Raw genomic sequence first — 18,393 nt, forward strand, 5'->3', positions numbered from 1 at the left:
GCGGCAAGTGCGACGAGTGCCGCGAGCACGGCGAGGGATCGGGCGGCCGGTACGGCGGAACAGCCGGTGACCCGGCGGCAGGTTCCGGTCGCCATCGTCGGCATGGCCGTGCTGATGCCGGGGGCCCGGGATCTGGACGCGTACTGGCTCAACCTGCGGGACGGCGTGGACGCGATCGGAGAGGTGCCGCCCGGGCGTTGGGACGCCGACTACTACCGCCCCGGCACCGCGTCCGCACCGGCCGTGGCCGACCAGGTGTACTGCCGCAGGGGCGGGTTCGTGGACGCACTGGCTGAGGTGGAGGTGACCAGGTTCGGGATCATGCCGAACTCGGTCGCCGGCACCGAGCCCGACCAGCTCATCGCCCTGCACGTGGCAGCCGCGGCCCTCGAGGACGCGGGCGGCCCCGACCGGCTTCCCGACCGGCGGCGCGTCGGTGTCGTCCTCGGCCGGGGCGGCTATCTCACCCCGGGCCTGGTCCGGCTCGACCAGCGAGTGCGCACGGCCGGGCAACTGGTACGCACTCTGGGCGAGTTGTTACCAGACCTGACGAGCACTCAACTGCAGCGCGTGCGAGCGGCGTTCACCGACCGGCTCGGCCCCGACAGCCCCGAGTCGGCGATCGGCCTGGTGCCCAACCTCGCCGCCTCCCGCGTGGCCAACCGGCTCGACCTGCGCGGCCCCGCCTACACCGTGGACGCCGCCTGCGCCTCGTCGCTGGTCGCGGTCGACCAGGCGGTGGGCGAACTCTCCTCGGGCCGCTGCGACCTGATGCTCGCCGGAGGCGTCCACCACTGCCACGACATCACCCTGTGGAGCGTCTTCTCCCAACTGCGCGCCCTCTCCCCCAGCGAGCGCATCCGCCCCTTCCACCGCGACGCCGACGGCCTCCTCGTCGGCGAGGGCACCGGAGTCGTCGTACTGAAGCGACTGGCCGACGCCCGGCGCGACGGCGACCGGATCTACGCGGTGATCCGGGGCACCGGGGTCGCGAGCGACGGCCGGGCCGCCGGCCTGGTCTCCCCCGATCCCGGCGGTCAGGCGAGTGCCGTGCGGCAGGCATGGCTCGCCGCCGGGCTCGACCCGGCCGCGCCCGGCTCGGTCGGGCTGCTGGAGGCGCACGGCACCGCGACCCCGGCCGGCGACGCGGCCGAACTGGCCACGCTCGGAGCGGTGTTCGGCCCCGCCGGAGAACCCGGCACGGACCGCGCGGTGATCGGCTCGGTGAAGTCGATGATCGGCCACACCATGCCCGCCGCCGGGGTGGCCGGACTGGTCAAGGCCGCCCTCGCGGTGCACCACGCGACGTTGCTGCCGACACTGCACTGCGACGACCCTCATCCGGCGCTGGCGGCGACCCGCTTCCGCACGCTGGAGAAAGCCGTCCCCTGGGAAGTCTCGTCCGGTCAGCCGGTGCGCCGGGCCGCCGTGAACGCCTTCGGTTTCGGCGGGATCAACGCGCACGTGGTGCTGGAGGAGGCACCGGCACCCGTCACGACGGCCCCCGCCCCGGCAGCCGCGCGCCCGGCCGTGCGGGTCACCGAGCCCGAACGGGTCCTGCTGCTCGCCGCGGACGGTCCGGAACAGCTCGCCGCACTCCTGGACACCGACGACGCCGCGGTACGCGCCGCCGGGCTCGACCCCGCGCTCGACCATCCGGCCGCGGGCCGGGCCCGGCTCGGCATCGTCGACCCGACCGCGAAACGGCTGGCGCTGGCCCGCCGGGCGGTCGGCCGGGGCCGCGCCTGGCACGGCCGGGGCGACGTCTGGTTCCGGCCCGGCCCCCTGCTCGGTCCTGGGCACGGCAAGCTCGTCTTCGTCTTCCCCGGTCTGGAGAGCGAGTTCTCCGCGCGCGTCGACGACGTGGCCGCGTACTTCGGACTGCCCCGGGCGCTGCCCGACGGCGACCCCGTCGGCGACGTGGGCCGGCACGGCCTCGGCGTGGTGGCCGTCGGACGCCTTCTCGACGCGGCGCTGCGTCGCCTGGGTGTCGTGCCGGACGCGGTCGCCGGGCACAGCGTCGGCGAATGGACCGCGATGACGGTGGCCGGGCTGTACTCCGGGGACGAGGTCGACGCCTTCATGGCGGGCTTCGATCCGGACACGGTCACGGTGCCGGGTCTCGCGTTCGGTGCCGTCGGCGCACCCGCCGAGCGCGTACTGGCCGCCCTGGAGGAGGAGTTCACGGGCGCGGGCCTGGTTCTCTCCCACGACAACGCGCCGGGCCAGTCGATGGTGTGCGGGCCGGACGACGCGGTCGAGGACTTCATCCGGTCGTTCCGGGCCCGCGGTGTACTCGGCCAGGTGCTGCCGTTCCGGTCCGGCTTCCACACGCCGATGCTGGCGCCCTACCTCGGGCCGATCAGAGAGGCGGCGCGGCGGTTCCGGCTGCATCCGGCGACCGTCCCGGTGTGGTCGGGGACGACCGCGGCGCCGTTCCCCGAACGAGAAGAGGCGGTACGTGATCTGTTCGTCCGGCACCTGCTGGAACCCGTGCGCTTCCGGCAGTTGACCGAGGCGCTGTACGCGGCCGGGCACCGGACCTTCGTCCAGGTGGGCCCCGGGCAACTCGGGTCGCTCGTGGGCGACACCCTCGGCGACCGCGACCATCTGACCGTGGCGGCCAACTCCCCCCACCGCAGCGGCCTCGCCCAGTTGCGCCGGGTGGCGGCAGCACTGTGGACGGCGGGGGCGGCCGTCGCTCCCGCCCTGTCCAACGGGCCTCGTACGGCTGCCACTTCGAGAGCCGGAGCAGGAGCCGGAGCAGGAGCCGAAACCAGTATCGGAGGAACCGGAACCGCCGACGGCGGGGCGCTGTCGGCGCGGCCTCCCGTACGACTCGACCTGGACGGCGCGCTGATCTCGCTCGACGGGCCTGAACTCGCCGACCTGAGAGCTGAGTTGAAGACGGCCACCCCCGCTCCGGGCGCCGCCGCGCGGTACGCGCCGAATGGGCCGGGCGGGCTGGGCGCGCTTGGTGGCCTTGGTGGGCTCGCCGACCGGTTCCCCGGTGCCGCCGAACTGGACGCCCTGCTGCGGGACACCGCGGACACGGCGGCAGCACTCATCACCGCGCGGCCCGCTCGCCGGCCGGGCGCCACGCCCCCACCTTCCGACCCCGCCTCCGCGCCCGCCTCCAGACCCGTCGCCATGCCCGCCTCCAGACCCGTCGCGGAGACGCAGGCGACGGTCGGCGAGACGCGAGCTGCGGGCGGTGAAACGCAAACGGCGGTCGGCGACGCGGCGACGGACACCCTCGCCCGAACCTCGGTCGTCCGCGTCTCCCCGGAGACCATGCCGTACCTGCTCGACCACTGCTTCTTCCCGCAACGGGCGGGCTGGCCGGACGTGGCCGACCGCTGGCCGGTCGTCCCGGCGACCACGATCGTGCACCACCTGATGGACGCGGCCCGGCGGGCGGCGGGGGGCAGGGTACCGGTCGCGGTGCACGGCGCCCGGTTCGAGGAGTGGCTGACGGCCACCCCCGCCGTCGACGTGCGGGTCACGGCGGAGCCCGTGGGACCGGACCGCCTCGCCATGTCCTTCGGCCCCCGGGCCCGCGCCACGGTCGAACTCGGCACCGGGTACCCGGCCCCGCCGCCCGCCTGCTGGCGCACCGCCCCCGCGAGCGAGCGCGCCCCGCTCCACACCGCGGCGCAACTGTACGGCGAGCGCTGGATGTTCCACGGTCCGGCGTTCCAGGGAGTCACCGAACTGACCGCGTTGGGCGAGCGGCACATCCGCGGGGTCATCACCACCCCGACGGCACCCGGCGCCCTGCTGGACAACGTCGGCCAGATCCTCGGCTACTGGATCATGGCGACCCGCTCCGAGCGGACGGTCGTGTTCCCGGTCGGGATGCGGGAGATGCGCTTCCACGGCCCGCACCCCGCCCCGGGGACGGAGGTGGCGTGCCTGGTGCGGATCACCTCGCTCACCGACACCGTGCTGGAGGCTGACGTACAGCTCTCGGTGGCGGGCGTGGTGTGGGCGGAGGTGCGCGGCTGGCAGGACCGCCGGTTCGACAACGACCCGCACACCCGGCCGGTGGAGCGCTTCCCCGAGCGCAACACCCTGTCCGAGGCCCGTCCCGGCGGCTGGTCGCTGGTGCACGAACGGTGGCCGGATCTGGCATCGCGCGAACTCATCATGCGCAACTCGCTGGGCGGACAGGAGCGTTCGGAGTACGCCGGGCACGCACCGCGCGGACGGCGGCAGTGGTTGCTGGGCCGGATCGCGGTCAAGGACGCCGTACGGCAATGGCTGTGGGACCACGGCGAGGACCCGGTGTTTCCCGCGGAGCTGCGGGTGCGCAACGACGACATGGGCCGCCCGTACGTCACCGGGGTGCACGGCAGGGAGCTGCCCCCGCTGGACGTGTCCCTCGCACACCGCGCCGAGGCGGGCGTGGCGATCGTACGGCCGCACACGCCCGCTCCCGGTCCCGGCATCGACATCGAGGAGGTCACGGCCCGCGACCGGCAGGCGATGGCGACGGTGCTCGGCGCGGACGAACTGCGGCTGCTGCGGGCGCTGTCCGCCACCCGCGGGCCGGGCAGCACGAGCGACACCGGCGACACCGAGGCACTGTGGTTCACCCGGTTCTGGGCCGCCAAGGAGGCGGTCGCCAAGGCCGAGGGCACCGGCTTCGGCGGCCGGCCACGCGACTTCGCCGTGCTGGAGGCGGCACCGGCCGGGGACGAGCTGATCGTCTCAGGGCGCCTGGAACGCGCCTACGCGGTGCGGTGCGCGCCTGCCACGAACCCGCCCGGACTGACCGAACGGGCCTACGTCGTGGCCTGGACCACGGGACCGCTCGGACCGACGGGACACCCCCACGAGGAGGAGTAAGCCCCATGAAAGCCACCCCCCACCCCGCAGACGTCACCACCCGCCCTACAGACATCGCCACCCCGCGCACCGCCGAGGCGGACGTGGTCCTCGCCGACATCGCCGGACTGCTCGCCCGGCTCCTGGAGGACGAGTACGGCCTGGACGACGTCGAGATCGGCATGGCGACCACGTTCAACCGCGATCTGGAGCTGGAGAGCATCGACCTGGTGACGCTGTCGGGACTGCTGGAGGAGCGGTACGGCGGGCGGGTCAACTTCGCCGAGTTCCTGGCCGGGATGGAGTTCGACGAGATCATCGGGCTCACCGTCGGGCAGCTCGTCGCCTACGTCGTGACCAGCCTGAAGGCGGCGGAGGCGAGCTGAGGCATGGCGATGGTCGACGCCGGTGGACTCCGGTTGCACGTACAGCGGATCGGCCCCCGGGACGGCCGGGCGGCCACCGCGACCGTCGTACTGGTCCACGGTCTGCTCACCGACAGCCTGGCCAGCTACTACTTCACCGTGGCGCCCGCCTTCGCGGCGGCCGGCCTCGACGTCGTCATGTACGACCTGCGGGGCCACGGCCGCAGCGAACGCCCGCCCGAGGGCTACACCCTGGACCACAACATCGACGATCTCCGGGCGTTGCTGGACCGGCTGGCGGTGACCGGACCGGTGCACCTGGTCGGCAACTCCTACGGCGGCACGATCGCCTTCGGTTTCGCGGTCCGCCACCCGGAGCGGGTGGCCGGCGTGACGCTGATCGAGTCCGAACCGGCCACCGCCGCCTGGGCGTCGAAGCTCGGCGGCATCCTGGATCGGGTGGTGACCCAACTGGCGCACAACGAGCCCGACGCCGTCGCCTGGATCACGGCGAACCGCGGCCACAACACGGCCCGGCTGGCCAGGGGCGCGGCCCGGCTCGCCCGGGACACCACGCTCGGACAGGACATCCCGGCCAGCAGCGTCCTGACGGACAATCAGATCGCCGAACTGCGCCGTCCGGTGCTCGGCGTGTACGGAGGTGACTCCGACCTCGCCGAACTCGCGCCCTGGTTACGGTCGTTGCTGCCGGACTGCCGGACGGTGGTGATCCCGGGGCACGAGCACTCGGTCCTGGTGGAAGCGCCCGGGACCGTGGGCGGACACATCCTGGAACTGATCCAGGGGACTTTGGCGGCCCGGAGCGTGGGGGCCGAGGCTCGGTGAGCGGATTCCTTTTCGTGGTACCGCCGTTGGTGGGGCACATCAACCCCGCCGTGGGGGTCGCCGACCTGCTGCTCGCGCGCGGGCACCGGGTGGCGTGGGCCTGCGCGGACCCCGATCTCGTGGAGCGCCTCGCGGGTGACCGGGCCCCGGTGTTCCCGTGCGCAGGGCCGGTACCGGGGGTGGGCGAGGCCCGGCGGCCCGCCGACCTGCGGGGGCCGGAGGCGCTGAAGTTCCTGTGGGAGTGGTATCTGCTGCCGCTGGCCGAGGCCATGGCGCCGGGGGTGCGGGCGGCGGTCGAGACGTTCCGTCCTGACGTGGTCGTCGCCGACCAACAGGCCTTCTCCGGTGGGCTGGTCGCCGAGCGGGCGGGGCTGCCGTGGGCCACCTCGGCGACCACCTCGGCCGAGTTCGGCGACCCGCTGGCCGGGCTGCCGAAGGTCACGGAGTGGCTGGCGGAGCGCCTGGCGGACCTGCGCCGGTCCGTCGGGGTTCCGTCGGGCGACACCGATCCGCGGTTCTCACCGCATCTGGTGCTGGCGTTCAGCACGGTGGAGCTGGCCGGTCCGCCGGCCGTCGCTCGGGGCGGCCCGATCCGCTGGGTCGGTCCCTCGATCACGGCCAGACCGGCCGCGGCCGACTTCCCCTGGGACTGGCTCGACCCCGGCCGGGCCACGGTGCTGGTGACGCTCGGCACCGCGAACGCGGACGCCGGCGGGCGCTTCCTCGCCGTCTGCCGGGAGGCCCTGCGCGGACGGGCCGACCGGGTGCAGGGGGTCGTCGTCGACCCGGGGAACACCCTGGGCGCGGACGCCGCCTGGCGGTCACGGGGCGACGACCCGCCCCCGGACGCCACAAGGGCTCCGTACACCTCTCGACCCTCACTCGGCGACGACAAGGACCTGCTGGTCCTGCCCTCCGTACCCCAACTCGCCCTCCTCGAAAGGGTCGACGCCGTGATCTGCCATGCCGGCCACAACACCGTGTGCGAGGCGCTGTGGCACGGGGTTCCGCTCGTGGTGGCACCCATCCGCGACGACCAGCCGGTGGTGGCCGGGCAGGTGGTGGACGCGGGGGCGGGCGTCCGGGTCAGGTTCGGCCGGGTGACGGCCGCCCGGCTGGGCGCCGCGCTCGACGCCGTACTGCACGAACCCGGGCACCGCGCGGCCGCCGAACGGATCGGCACCGCGTTCCGCGCCGCCGGCGGTGCATCCACGGCGGCGGACAGCCTCGAACAACTCGCCTGGGAGTACCGATGAGTGAGCAGACGGATCGCCCGACCGGGCAGGCCGCCGAGGAGCCGGGCAGGCGGGACGCCGGCGAACCAGCCGGCCTGGACGCCGAGCAGCCACCCGGGCCCGACGCCGAGGAACCGGCCGGACCCAACCCCGGGGGGCAGTTGAGGCCGGGCGCCCGCGAATCGGCGGGACGGGTTCCCGCGCAGCTACCCAAGCCCAACGCCGCGGAACCGGTCGGGGAGCCCAGCCGTGCCGAGCAGGTGGCAGGGCTACGCCCCGGCTACTTGGCCGACCTGGCCGAGGGCACGGACCGCTACTTCGACCCACCGCGCACCACCTGCCCCTGGTGCGGCTCCGATCGGCTGACCACCCGGCTGCGCACCACCGACCTGCTCCAGCACAAGCCGGGCCGGTTCGTCCTCGACCGGTGCGACGCCTGCGGGCACGTCTTCCAGAACCCCCGACTGAACGAGGCCGGGCTGGAGTTCTACTACCGCGACTTCTACGACGGGCTCGGCGAGAAGAGACTCGGCGACACGTTCGGCGGCCGCACCAAGATGTACCGGGACCGTGCCGAGTCGATCCTGCCGTACGACTCCGACCCGAAGACCTGGCTCGACGTCGGCACCGGACACGGCCACTTCTGCGCGACGGCCCGCGAGGTTCTGCCCCGCACGGAGTTCGACGGTCTCGACTTCACGGACGGCGTCGAACTCGCGGCCCGCGAGGGCCGGGTGGAGCACGGCTACCGTGGCGCCTTCCTCGACCTGGCACCGGAACTCGCCGCGCGCTACGACGTGGTGAGCATGTTCCACTACCTGGAGCACAGCACCGACCCCGACCGTGAACTGCGGGCCGCGTGGCAGGCGGTACGGCCCGGCGGCCATCTGCTCATCGAGGTCCCAGACCCCGAGAGCCGCTACGCCCGGCTGCTGGGCCGCTGGTGGCTGCCCTGGCTCCAGCCGCAGCACCTGCACTTCGTGCCGGTCGACAATCTGCGCCACCGACTGACGGAGCTGGGGTTCACGGTGGTGGCCCAGCAGCACGCCGAGCCGCACGATCCGGTGGACCTGCTCGCCGCGGCCTGGCTGGCGCTGGACCACGCCGCTCCGCGCGAGGACGCGCCCTGGCTGCCGAACCCACCGGGCGCACTACGGCGGGCCGGGCGAACGGCCCTGCTCGTCGCGGGAATCCCGCCCCTGGTCCTGGCCACACTCCTGGACCGCTTCGCGATCCGCCCCCTCGCACACCGGCTCGGCGTCTCCAACGCCTACCGCCTGCTGGCCCGCAGGGACTGACCGGCTGTAAGGCCACCGAGGCGGCGAGCGAGACAAGGCCGCCCGCCGACCTGGCGTGACGTCCGCCTGCCATAGGTGACACACGCTCAGGGGCGTTGTGTGCGTACGCACTTGTCTCGCCGAGGGCCCCGCCGGGATCCGTTCCGGCGGGGCTTTCGTGCGCCCGTACTCGCCGAGACAGAAACTACTTGCCGTATTGGAAAGTAGATGCCAGTCTGGCATCAGCAACGACACCCCCACGCGCGGAGGCCGGACAACCCATGAACACCTCAGGAGCGATGCGGCCCGGCGCCGAGTCCGCCGCCGCGGCACTGCGCAGCGCGCGGGCCGCCGAGAACGCCGCACGGCAGTCGGCGCGGTCGGTGCCCGCCTGGTACCCCGCCGTCCACGGCCTGCTGCTCGCCGCGGCCATGAGCGGCTTCGGCCTGGCGCCGGGGTGGCCCCGGTGGCAGGGCTGGATCCTCGGGGCAGCACTGCTCTGCGCGGGCGCGTTCCTCGTGGTGACCTGGAGGGTTCAGCGCGCTTCGGGCGTCGCGCCCTGGTTCGCCCGGCGCGAGCGCGGGACCGCTTGGCACGCGTGGGTGCTGCCCCTGGTCCCCTTCGCCGCGGGCCTGATGGGGGCCCTCCTCTTCGGTGGTGCCGGAGCGTTCACCGGGTTCGGCGTGGTGGCCGGCGCGATGTCCTGGACGCAGGCCGCTCGCGGGCGCGCCGCCGCCCAGGAGGCGTCGTGAGCGACGCGGGCCCGCCGGGCCTGGACAAGGAGATCCATCACCCCACCCGGCTGACCGTGGCCGCGTTCCTCTCCGGTTGCGCCGAGGCCGAGTTCAGCGCGGTGCGGGACTACTGCGGGGTCACCGATTCCGTACTGAGCAAGACGGTCGCCTCGCTGGAGAAGGCCGGCTACGTGAGCGTCCGCAAGGGCTACTTCGGCAAGCGGCCCCGTACGTGGCTCGCTCTCACCCTGACCGGCCGCGAGGCGCTCGCGTCGCACCTGGCCGCCCTGGAGGCGCTGGCCGGAGCCGCCCGCCGGGCCGGAGCCGAGGTGCCGGGCGCCGGTGGTGCCGAGGGGGAACGGGAATAGACATGCCGCCCGGCGCCTGTCTGGCACCGGCGCCGGGCGTGGAGGACTGCCCCTGAACAGGCAGGCGGCCGGCATCCAGGCACGAAGGCCCGGACAGGCCGACCGCCGAGGGAGGGAGGGCCGGCCTGTCCGGAGATCTGGGGTCGGTTACAGGCCCACGTCGCGACTGCGGATGTCGGCCAGGGATTCCCGGCGGACCAGGAGGCGGGCCCGGCCGTCGCGGACGGCGACCACGGGCGGGCGGCCGACCAGGTTGTAGCCGGAGGCCATGGACAGGTGGTAGGCGCCGGCCACGGGGACCGCGAGCAGGTCGCCGGGGCGTACGTCGGCGGGGAGGTCCGTGTCCGCGGCGAGGATGTCGCCGGCCTCGCAGTGCCGGCCCACCACGGTGACCCGGGCCGGGGCCGCGGTGCTGTGCCGGCCGATCAGGCGGGGCGCGTAGCGGACGCCGTACAGGGCGGGGCGCGGGTTGTCGCTCATGCCGCCGTCGACGGCCACGAACACGTGCCCGCCGGTGTGTTTGACGGACAGGACACGGTAGACGGCGATGCCCGCCGGTCCGGCGATGGCCCGTCCCGGTTCGATGATCAGGCGGGGGACCGGGAGTCCGGCCGTGGCGCAGGCGTCGGCGAGTTCGGCGCGTACCTTGCGGGCCAGCGTGGTGAGGTCCAGGGCCGGTTCGCCGGGGCGGTAGGCGATGCCGTGGCCACCGCCGAGGTCGAGTTCGGGCAGGATCAGGCCGTGCTGCTCGTGGAGCCGGCTCATCAGGCCCACCAGACGTCGTACGGCGATCCGGTACGGAGTGACGCTGGTGATCTGCGATCCCAAGTGGCAGTGCAGACCAGTGAGTTCGAGCTGCGGCTGGTCGAGTATGCGGGTGATGGCGTGCGCCGCGTAGCCGTCGGCGATGGACAGGCCGAACTTCTGGTCCTCGGTGCCGGTGCGGATCTTCTCGTGACCGCCCGCGCTGATGCCGGGCACCACCCGGACCATCACCTTCTGATGGCCGTCCGGGCCCACGGCTGCGGCGAGCCGGGCGATCTCGGAAGGGCTGTCGATGACGATGCGGCCGACACCCAGCCGTAGGGCGAGCTCCAGGTCGTGCGGGGACTTGGCGTTGCCGTGCAGCACGATCCGCTCGGGCGGAAAGCCCGTGGTGACGGCGAGTTCGAGTTCGCCGGCGGAACAGACGTCGAGGCCGAGGCCCTCCTCATCCATCCAGTGGGCCATCGCGCGGCACAGGAACGCCTTGGCCGCGTACAGGACTTCCGCGTCGGGGAAGGCGTCCCGGTAGGTACGGCAGCGGTCGCGGACCTCGGCCTCGTCGAGGACGTAGACGGGGGCGCCGAAGCGGTCGGCGATCTCGGCGAGCGGTACGCCACCCACGACGAGATCACCGTGCGGGGCCTCGGTGGTGGAGGCGGGCCACACCGACAGGCCGACCGCTGCGGTGCCGGCGGTCGCCGCAGGCCCGGTGGCATTCGCGGTGGTACCTGTGCCGATCGCCCTGGTGGCGGCGGTCGTTACGGTCGCAGCGGTGCCTGTGCCGGGTCCGTCATCGGCAGCGGTTGCGACGGTTGCGGTGGTGGGGATACCCGGCGTGGTACTGGCGGTGGTCGCGGGTGCCGGTTCGTGAACCGTGGTCATCGTCGCTCCTCTCAGGCGATCCGCAGCGCGGACAACTCGTGCGTGACCGGGCCGGCCGGTGGGACGGGGGCCGACGTCACGGGGACGGGCTCCGTGACGCGTGCGGGCGCCGGGGCCGTGAACTGCGGGTCGACGGTGACCGTGGTGACGCCGAGCGGCACGGTCAGCGCGCGCAGCGCGGGCTCGGCGAGCCGGATCCAGGCCTGGCCTGAGCCGAGGGTGGCGATGAGCCGGTGCTCGGAGGTGAAGCCGACGGCGGTTCGCCGGCCGAGCGGCGTGCGGAAGAGCCGGGCCGCGCACCCGGAGGGACCCGGCCGGACCGGTACGTACAGGGGTCCGGCCGGGAATCGATCGGCGGGCTCGGGGTCCTCGCCGTGAAGGAGTTCTGTCATGGGGTGCCTCACGAAGGGCGGGAAGTGTGGGATCGGAGTTGTGGGACCCCGGACGCGGGGAGGCGGACCGGGGTTCGCTGCCGACGTTATGCCCGCATCCCCCGCTGGCCGGACCGGTCCTGACGGGACGTTGACGAGAGGCCGGACGACTTTGACGGGCCGCTGACACCGCTGGTGGGAGGGCCCGCGGAGCGCCGTCAGGGGAGCGCCAAGAACGGGCTCGCGCGCTGCCGGGAGCACGGGGACGGCGGTGAGATGGAGGCGGTAGACCGATGGATCGCCGGCCCGGACCTCCTGGTCGGCACATGCGGAAGGTGAAGACGATGTCCGAGTCCCCCCGTCCCCCGGTCGCCCGCGTCGTCGTCGGCGTGGGCGACTCACCGGGGTGCCTCACCGTTCTGGGCCGGGCCGCCGACGAGGCCCGGCTCCGCGGCGCGGAGCTCTGGCCGGTGGTCGCCTGGGAGCCTCCGGAGGGGGATCTCACCGCCCGCAGGTTCCCGGCCACGCGAGCCCTGGTCCCGGAGTGGGAACGGCTCGCCGGGGAACGGCTCACGGACGCGCTGCGGGACGCGTTCGGCGGCGCGGGCAGCGGGCTGCCCGGACGGGCGCTCGTCGTCCGGGGCGCCCCCGGCCCGGCACTGGTGCGCGTCGCCGACCGGGACGGCGACCTCATCGTCGTCGGCGCGGGCGACCGAGGCGTGCTGCGTCGCGCGCTGTGGCCGTCGGTCGGCCGCCATTGCCTCGCCCACGCCGTCTGCCCCGTGCTCGCGGTCCCGCCCTCCCCGCTGCGGGCGGCGCTGACGGCCGCGCACCGCCGCAACACCCTGCGGCTGCGCCTGGACACCGGCGACCTGGAACGGGAGAGCACGAATCCGAGGTAGACAAGCAGAGGCACGGGCCGGCTCCGGTGCCGCCGGCCCGCTGCGGCCACCCCCGAAGCCCGCCCGATGCCGCCGGCCCGATGACACTCGATTCCGTCGGCCCGACGCCGCCCGATGCCGCCCGATGCCGCCCGATGCCGCAAGTCATACGCCGTCGGCGCGACGCCGCCCGGCCCGGCAGCCGCCCCGTACCTCGTCGCTCCTCCCGGCAACAGCGCACGCCCGGACCGGAGTTCATGACGGCGGGAGCCGGCGGCCCGGGATGAATCCCGGGCCGCCGGCTCCCCTCGGGGCCGCGTAAGGCCATAGCCGTCACCGCTTCGCCGCGAGGTCCTTCAGAGCGACGTTGAGCTCCAGGACGTTCACCCGGGGCTCCCCCATGAAGCCGAGGGTGCGGCCCTGGGTGTGGTCCTCCACCAGCTTCTCGACCCGTGCGACGGGCAGGCCGTTCTTCTCGGCGATCCGGTGGACCTGGAGTTCGGCGTACGCCGGGGAGATGTCCGGGTCGAGGCCGGAACCGGAGGAGGTGACGGCGTCGGCGGGTACGGCGGACGGCTCGACCTTGTAGCCAGGTACCGAGTTGTCCTTGACGACGGCGGCCTTGGCGGCGGCCACCTGGGCGCAGAGCGTGCCGTCCTCCGGCTTCGCCGGGCACGTCCCGTCGACCGCGCCGCTGTCACCGGCCAGGTTGGTGGCGCCCGAGAGGATCAGCGTGTACCGCGTGTTGATGCTGTTGGAGCCCAGCCCGTTGGCGGGGCGCCCCTGGAACCACTTGAGGTCGGGCTCCGGGGTCTCCTGGCCCTTCTTCAGCGGCAGGTCGTAGGACTGGCCGATGAGGGAGGAGCCGACGACCTTGCCGTCCGCCTTGATCTCCGAGCCGTTCGCGTTGCCGTTGAACAGGCCCTGGGCGACGCCGGTGACGACCAGCGGGTAGACGACACCGGTCACCAGGGTCAGTACGAGCAGCGCCCGCAGACCCGCGCCGAGCAACCGGGCGGTGTTCACAAAGGAGTTGTTCATGTCCTTCACCTGATCCCGGGGACGATCGAGACGATCATGTCGATGACCTTGATGCCGATGAACGGGGCGACCAGGCCGCCGAGTCCGTAGATTCCGAGGTTGCGGCGGAGCAGCTTGTCGGCGCTGACCGGCCGGTAGCGGACGCCCTTCAGGGAGAGCGGTACCAGCGCGATGATGACGAGCGCGTTGAAGATGACGGCGGAGAGGATCGCGGAGTCGGGCGAGGACAGGTGCATGATGTTGAGCTTGTCCAGGCCCGGGTAGACGGCGGCGAACAGCGCGGGGATGATCGCGAAGTACTTGGCGACGTCGTTGGCGATGGAGAACGTCGTCAACGCGCCCCGGGTGATCAGCAGTTGCTTGCCGATCTCGACGATCTCGATGAGCTTGGTGGGGTTGGAGTCCAGGTCCACCATGTTCCCGGCCTCCTTGGCGGCCGAGGTGCCGGTGTTCATCGCCACGCCGACGTCGGCCTGGGCGAGCGCGGGGGCGTCGTTGGTGCCGTCGCCCGTCATCGCGACGAGCTTGCCGCCGGCCTGCTCCCGCTTGATGAGCGCCATCTTGTCCTCGGGAGTCGCCTCCGCGAGGAAGTCGTCGACGCCCGCCTCCTCGGCAATCGCCTTCGCGGTCAGCGGGTTGTCGCCCGTGATCATGACGGTCTTGATGCCCATGCGGCGCAGTTCCTCGAACCGTTCGCGCATGCCGTCCTTGACGACGTCCTTGAGGTGGATGACACCGAGGACCCGTGCGCCGTGCACGTCCTCGACGGCCACGAGCAGCGGGGTGCCGCCCGACTCCGAGATCCGGTCCGCGAGGGTGCCGGCGTCCGCGGAGACCGTGCCGCCCTGCTCGGCGACCCAGGCGATGACCGAACCGGCCGCGCCCTTGCGGATCTTGCGTCCGTCGACGTCGACGCCGGACATGCGGGTCTGGGCGGTGAAGGCGATCCACTCGGCGCCGGCGAGTTCGCCCTGGTGACGCTCGCGCAGCCCGTACCGCTCCTTCGCCAGGACGACGATCGAGCGGCCCTCGGGGGTCTCGTCGGCCAGCGAGGAGAGCTGGGCGGCGTCGGCGACCTCGGCCTCGGTCGTCCCCGTCACCGGAACGAACTCGGACGCCTGCCGGTTGCCGAGCGTGATGGTGCCGGTCTTGTCCAGCAGCAGCGTCGACACGTCACCGGCGGCCTCGACCGCGCGTCCGGACATGGCGAGCACGTTGCGCTGCACGAGCCGGTCCATGCCGGCGATGCCGATCGCGGAGAGGAGGGCGCCGATGGTGGTCGGGATCAGGCAGACCAGCAGGGCCACCAGCACGACCATGGTCAGGTCGGTGCCCGCGTAGGCCGCGAGCGGCGGCAGTGTGGCGCAGGCCAGCAGGAAGACGATCGTCAGCGAGGCCAGCAGAATGTTCAGCGCGATCTCGTTGGGCGTCTTCTGCCGGGCCGCGCCCTCGACCAGGGCGATCATCCGGTCGATGAAGGTCTCGCCGGGCTTCGTCGTGATCTTGACGACGATCCGGTCGGAGAGGACCTTCGTACCGCCGGTGACGGCCGACCGGTCGCCGCCGGACTCCCGGATGACCGGGGCCGACTCGCCGGTGATGGCCGACTCGTCGACGGAGGCGACACCTTCGACGACGTCACCGTCGCCGGGGATGATGTCACCGGCCTCGCAGACGACCAGGTCGCCGATCGTCAGCGCGGTGCCGGGCACCTGTTCCTCGGAGCCGTCCGTCAGCAGCCGGCGGGCGACGGTGTCGGTCTTGGCCTTGCGCAGGGTGTCGGCCTGCGCCTTGCCGCGTCCCTCGGCCACCGCCTCGGCGAGGTTGGCGAACAGGACGGTGAGCCACAGCCAGGCGCTGATCGTCCAGCCGAACCAGTCGCCCGGGTCCTTGAAGGAGAAGACGGTGGTGAGCACCGAGCCGACCCACACCACGAACATCACGGGCGACTTGACCATCACCCGGGGGTCGAGCTTGCGGAACGCCTCCGGCACGGACTTGATCAGTTGTCCGGCGTCGAAGAGACCGGCTCCGACACGGCCGTCCGAGGGCTTGTGCGCGGTGGGGACGTCGCTGTGCGGCGCCCTGGTGGGTGTGGCTGTGGACATCGAGTCCTCTGCCTTCTCTGTACGGGTGGTCATCACGCGAGTCCTTCCGCGAGCGGGCCCAGGGCGAGGGCCGGGAAGTACGTGAGACCGGTGATGATGAGGACCGCGCCCACGAGCAGGCCGGTGAACAGCGGCTTCTCGGTCCGCAGGGTTCCCGCGGTCACCGGGACGGGCTTCTGCCCCGCGAGCGAACCGGCCAGGGCCAGCACGAACACCATGGGCAGGAAGCGGCCGAGCAGCATCGCGAGTCCGGTCATGGTGTTGTACCAGTCGGTGTTCGCGTTCAGGCCGGCGAACGCCGAGCCGTTGTTGTTGGCCGCCGAGGTGAAGGCGTAGAGGACTTCGGAGAACCCGTGCGCGCCGGAGTTGAGCATCGAGTGCGGCGGGGTCGGCAGCGCCATGGAGGCCGCGGTGAAGACCAGCACCAGCGCGGGGGTGATGAGGATGTAGCAGGCGGCGAGCTTCATCTCCCGGCCGCCGATCTTCTTGCCGAGGTACTCGGGGGTGCGGCCGACCATCAGGCCGGCGATGAACACCGCGATGATCGCCATGATCAGCATGCCGTAGAGGCCGGATCCGGTGCCGCCGGGCGCGATCTCGCCGAGCTGCATGCCCAGCATGGTGATGCCGCCGCCGAGTCCGGTGAACGAGGAGTGGAAGGAGTCCACCGCGCCCGTGGAGGTCAGGGTCGTGGCCACGGCGAAGATGGACGAGGCGCCGACGCCGAAGCGGGTTTCCTTGCCCTCCGTCGCCCCGCCCGCGAGGTCGAAGGCCGCGCCGTGGTGGTGGAACTCGGTCGCCATCATCAGGGCGGTGAAGCCGATCCAGATGGTGGCCATCGTGGCGAGGATCGCGTATCCCTGCTTGACCGAGCCGACCATCACGCCGAAGGTGCGGGTCAGCGCGAACGGGATCACCAGGATCAGGAAGATCTCGAAGAGGTTCGAGAACGGGGTCGGGTTCTCGAAGGGGTGGGCGGAGTTGGCGTTGAAGTAGCCGCCGCCGTTGGTACCGAGCTCCTTGATGGCCTCCTGCGACGCGACCGCGCCGCCGTTCCACTGCTGCGAGCCGCCCATGAACTGGCCGACCTCGTGGATGCCGGAGAAGTTCTGGATCGCCCCGCACGCCACCAGGATCACCGCGGCGACCGCCGCGACCGGCACCAGGATGCGCAGCGTGCCACGCACCAGGTCCGTCCAGAAGTTGCCGAGTTCACCGGTGCGCGACCGTGCGAAGCCGCGGACGAGCGCGACCGCGACCGCCATGCCGACCGCCGCGGAGACGAAGTTCTGCACGGCCAGACCGGCGGTCTGCACGACGTGGCCCATGGTCTGTTCGCCGTAGTACGACTGCCAGTTGGTGTTCGTCACGAACGACACGGCGGTGTTGAACGACTGGGCCGGGTTGACCGCGTCGAAGTGCAACGACCCCGGCAGCACACCCTGGAGCCGCTGGAGCAGGTAGAGGAACAGGACGCTGACCGCGGAGAACGCGAGGACCGCGCGGAGGTACGCGGGCCAGGTCATCTCGGCGTCCGGGTTGGCGCCGATGCCCTTGTAGACCCACTTCTCGACCCGCAGGTGCTTCTCGGAGGAGTAGACCCGGGCCATGTAGGTACCGAAGGGGATGTAGACGAGCGCCAGCGCGCCTATGAGGGCGAGCAACTGGAGGACGCCGGCGAGGACGGGGCTCATATCGGTGCTCAGAACCTCTCCGGAAAGACAAGGGCAAGGACCAGATAGCCCAGCAGGGCGACGGCCACGATCAGGCCGACGACGTTCTCGGCGGTCACAGCTTCGTCACCCCCTTGGCGACGAAGGCCACCAGCGCGAACAACGCGATCGTGGTGACGACGAAGGCCAGATCGGCCATCGCGAACTCCTAGGGGAGGTTCCTATTGCATCGGACGCTTAGAGGAAACCTCCGCTCCGCCCGGATCCGGCCCCCGTTGACGGCTCCCATACGCCGACGCTCCCGGCCTTGACGGGACCCTTACGTCGACCACCGATCCGCACCGCCGATCAGGCCTGATCGGCCACGGGGGACGGCGGCTGCGGGCGACGCCGATACCTACCATGAACAGCGCGGACGCACTCCAGAAGTCATGCCCTTCGCGCCCACGGCCGCGGAGCACGAGAGGATCCGACAATGCCCGAGCCCTTCGATCGCGGTTGCTCCCTCGAGGAGTTGGAGGGGCTTCGCTGGCCTGCGCCTCCGGCGGACTCGACCCCCATGGTCCGGAACGTGTACGAGCTGCGGCGCCGGCCGGTCGCGACACTGGCGCCGCACGAGCTGGCGCGGCTGATCGGGCAGGATGTGGGGCTGCCCTGGCTCCTGCCGGTGGCGGTGGAAATTCTGCGGGACACCGCGTCGAAGCAGGCCGAGGGCGGCTGGTTCGACGACGACTTGTTGTACGCGGTCATCACCAGAAAGCCGGAAGTCTGGGCCACCGCCCCTGAGCTGGCTCACGAGCTCAAGGAAACCGTCGCCACCCTGACCGAGGTCTCACGCTACCTCCGTCAGGACATCGACGCGTTCCTCGCAACCCTGCCGGGGAACGAAGTCTGACAGCGGGTTCGGGCGACGTACCACGCGGCCGAGGGACGTACCTCGCTGGGCAGGACGCTCACCGGCGACAGGGATGAGCAGTCCGCTCGGGGGCGACCGGGAGTGTCAGGCCGGGGCCGGTT

15 protein-coding genes are annotated in these 18,393 nt (G+C 72.5%); 9 read left to right on the forward strand and 6 right to left on the reverse strand.

Annotation, left to right across the window (positions count from 1 at the left end):
• Positions 1 to 102: 102 nt before the first annotated feature.
• The 7 genes from ACZ4TO_RS04190 (at position 103) to ACZ4TO_RS04220 (ending at position 9,655) form a co-directional block, all read left to right on the forward strand.
• On the forward strand, positions 103 to 4,851 hold the full coding sequence (locus ACZ4TO_RS04190; RefSeq protein ID WP_468023780.1) for a type I polyketide synthase: 4,749 nt from the start codon (positions 103 to 105) through the stop codon (positions 4,849 to 4,851).
• Positions 4,852 to 4,856: 5 nt separating this feature from the next.
• Positions 4,857 to 5,216: an acyl carrier protein gene (locus tag ACZ4TO_RS04195; protein ID WP_382779129.1), complete on the forward strand. Its 360-nt coding sequence runs from the start codon at positions 4,857 to 4,859 to the stop codon at positions 5,214 to 5,216.
• A gap of 3 nt (positions 5,217 to 5,219) precedes the next feature.
• Positions 5,220 to 6,041 (forward strand): alpha/beta fold hydrolase, encoded by an 822-nt coding sequence (locus ACZ4TO_RS04200; protein ID WP_468023367.1) that lies wholly within the window; start codon positions 5,220 to 5,222, stop codon positions 6,039 to 6,041.
• Positions 6,038 to 7,297 carry a glycosyltransferase gene (locus ACZ4TO_RS04205; protein WP_468023368.1) on the forward strand — a complete coding sequence of 420 codons (1,260 nt, stop codon included), beginning with the start codon at positions 6,038 to 6,040 and terminating at the stop codon, positions 7,295 to 7,297. Before ACZ4TO_RS04200 ends, ACZ4TO_RS04205 begins: the two co-directional genes overlap by 4 nt.
• 239 nt (positions 7,298 to 7,536) lie before the next feature.
• Entirely contained in the window at positions 7,537 to 8,574 is a 1,038-nt protein-coding gene (locus ACZ4TO_RS04210; RefSeq protein WP_468023781.1) for a class I SAM-dependent methyltransferase, read from the forward strand.
• A gap of 260 nt (positions 8,575 to 8,834) precedes the next feature.
• On the forward strand, positions 8,835 to 9,305 hold the full coding sequence (locus ACZ4TO_RS04215) for a hypothetical protein (RefSeq protein WP_468023369.1): 471 nt from the start codon (positions 8,835 to 8,837) through the stop codon (positions 9,303 to 9,305).
• Positions 9,302 to 9,655, forward strand: coding sequence for a transcriptional regulator (locus ACZ4TO_RS04220; protein ID WP_468023370.1), 354 nt, complete (start codon positions 9,302 to 9,304; stop codon positions 9,653 to 9,655). Before ACZ4TO_RS04215 ends, ACZ4TO_RS04220 begins: the two co-directional genes overlap by 4 nt.
• 147 nt (positions 9,656 to 9,802) lie before the next feature.
• On the opposite strand, the gene lysA is transcribed toward ACZ4TO_RS04220, so the two are convergent.
• Positions 9,803 to 11,302 (reverse strand): diaminopimelate decarboxylase, encoded by a 1,500-nt coding sequence (gene lysA, locus ACZ4TO_RS04225; protein ID WP_468023371.1) that lies wholly within the window; start codon positions 11,300 to 11,302, stop codon positions 9,803 to 9,805.
• Positions 11,303 to 11,313: 11 nt separating this feature from the next.
• On the reverse strand, positions 11,314 to 11,694 hold the full coding sequence (locus ACZ4TO_RS04230) for an SAV_915 family protein (RefSeq protein WP_468023372.1): 381 nt from the start codon (positions 11,692 to 11,694) through the stop codon (positions 11,314 to 11,316).
• A gap of 323 nt (positions 11,695 to 12,017) precedes the next feature.
• Here ACZ4TO_RS04230 and ACZ4TO_RS04235 point away from each other — a divergent pair, with 323 nt between their 5' ends.
• Positions 12,018 to 12,575, forward strand: a complete 558-nt coding sequence (locus tag ACZ4TO_RS04235; RefSeq protein WP_468023373.1) for a universal stress protein — start codon at positions 12,018 to 12,020, stop codon at positions 12,573 to 12,575.
• Positions 12,576 to 12,887: 312 nt separating this feature from the next.
• Here the strand turns inward: ACZ4TO_RS04235 and ACZ4TO_RS04240 are convergent, their stop codons facing one another.
• Genes ACZ4TO_RS04240 through kdpF form a run of 4 tightly spaced genes read right to left on the reverse strand, consistent with a single transcriptional unit; the run spans position 12,888 to position 17,495 of the window.
• Positions 12,888 to 13,595 carry a potassium-transporting ATPase subunit C gene (locus tag ACZ4TO_RS04240; RefSeq protein ID WP_468023374.1) on the reverse strand — a complete coding sequence of 236 codons (708 nt, stop codon included), beginning with the start codon at positions 13,593 to 13,595 and terminating at the stop codon, positions 12,888 to 12,890.
• A gap of 5 nt (positions 13,596 to 13,600) precedes the next feature.
• Positions 13,601 to 15,736: a potassium-transporting ATPase subunit KdpB gene (gene kdpB, locus ACZ4TO_RS04245; protein ID WP_468023375.1), complete on the reverse strand. Its 2,136-nt coding sequence runs from the start codon at positions 15,734 to 15,736 to the stop codon at positions 13,601 to 13,603.
• Positions 15,736 to 17,397 carry a potassium-transporting ATPase subunit KdpA gene (gene kdpA, locus ACZ4TO_RS04250; RefSeq protein ID WP_468023376.1) on the reverse strand — a complete coding sequence of 554 codons (1,662 nt, stop codon included), beginning with the start codon at positions 17,395 to 17,397 and terminating at the stop codon, positions 15,736 to 15,738. The genes kdpB and kdpA overlap by 1 nt, the downstream gene beginning before the upstream one ends.
• An 8-nt stretch (positions 17,398 to 17,405) precedes the next feature.
• Positions 17,406 to 17,495: a K(+)-transporting ATPase subunit F gene (gene kdpF / locus ACZ4TO_RS04255; protein ID WP_037896654.1), complete on the reverse strand. Its 90-nt coding sequence runs from the start codon at positions 17,493 to 17,495 to the stop codon at positions 17,406 to 17,408.
• A gap of 356 nt (positions 17,496 to 17,851) precedes the next feature.
• Here kdpF and ACZ4TO_RS04260 point away from each other — a divergent pair, with 356 nt between their 5' ends.
• Entirely contained in the window at positions 17,852 to 18,271 is a 420-nt protein-coding gene (locus tag ACZ4TO_RS04260) for a contact-dependent growth inhibition system immunity protein (protein ID WP_468023377.1), read from the forward strand.
• The last annotated feature ends 122 nt before the right edge of the window (positions 18,272 to 18,393 follow it).

Source organism: Streptomyces sp. NPDC028298, from assembly GCF_055565895.1.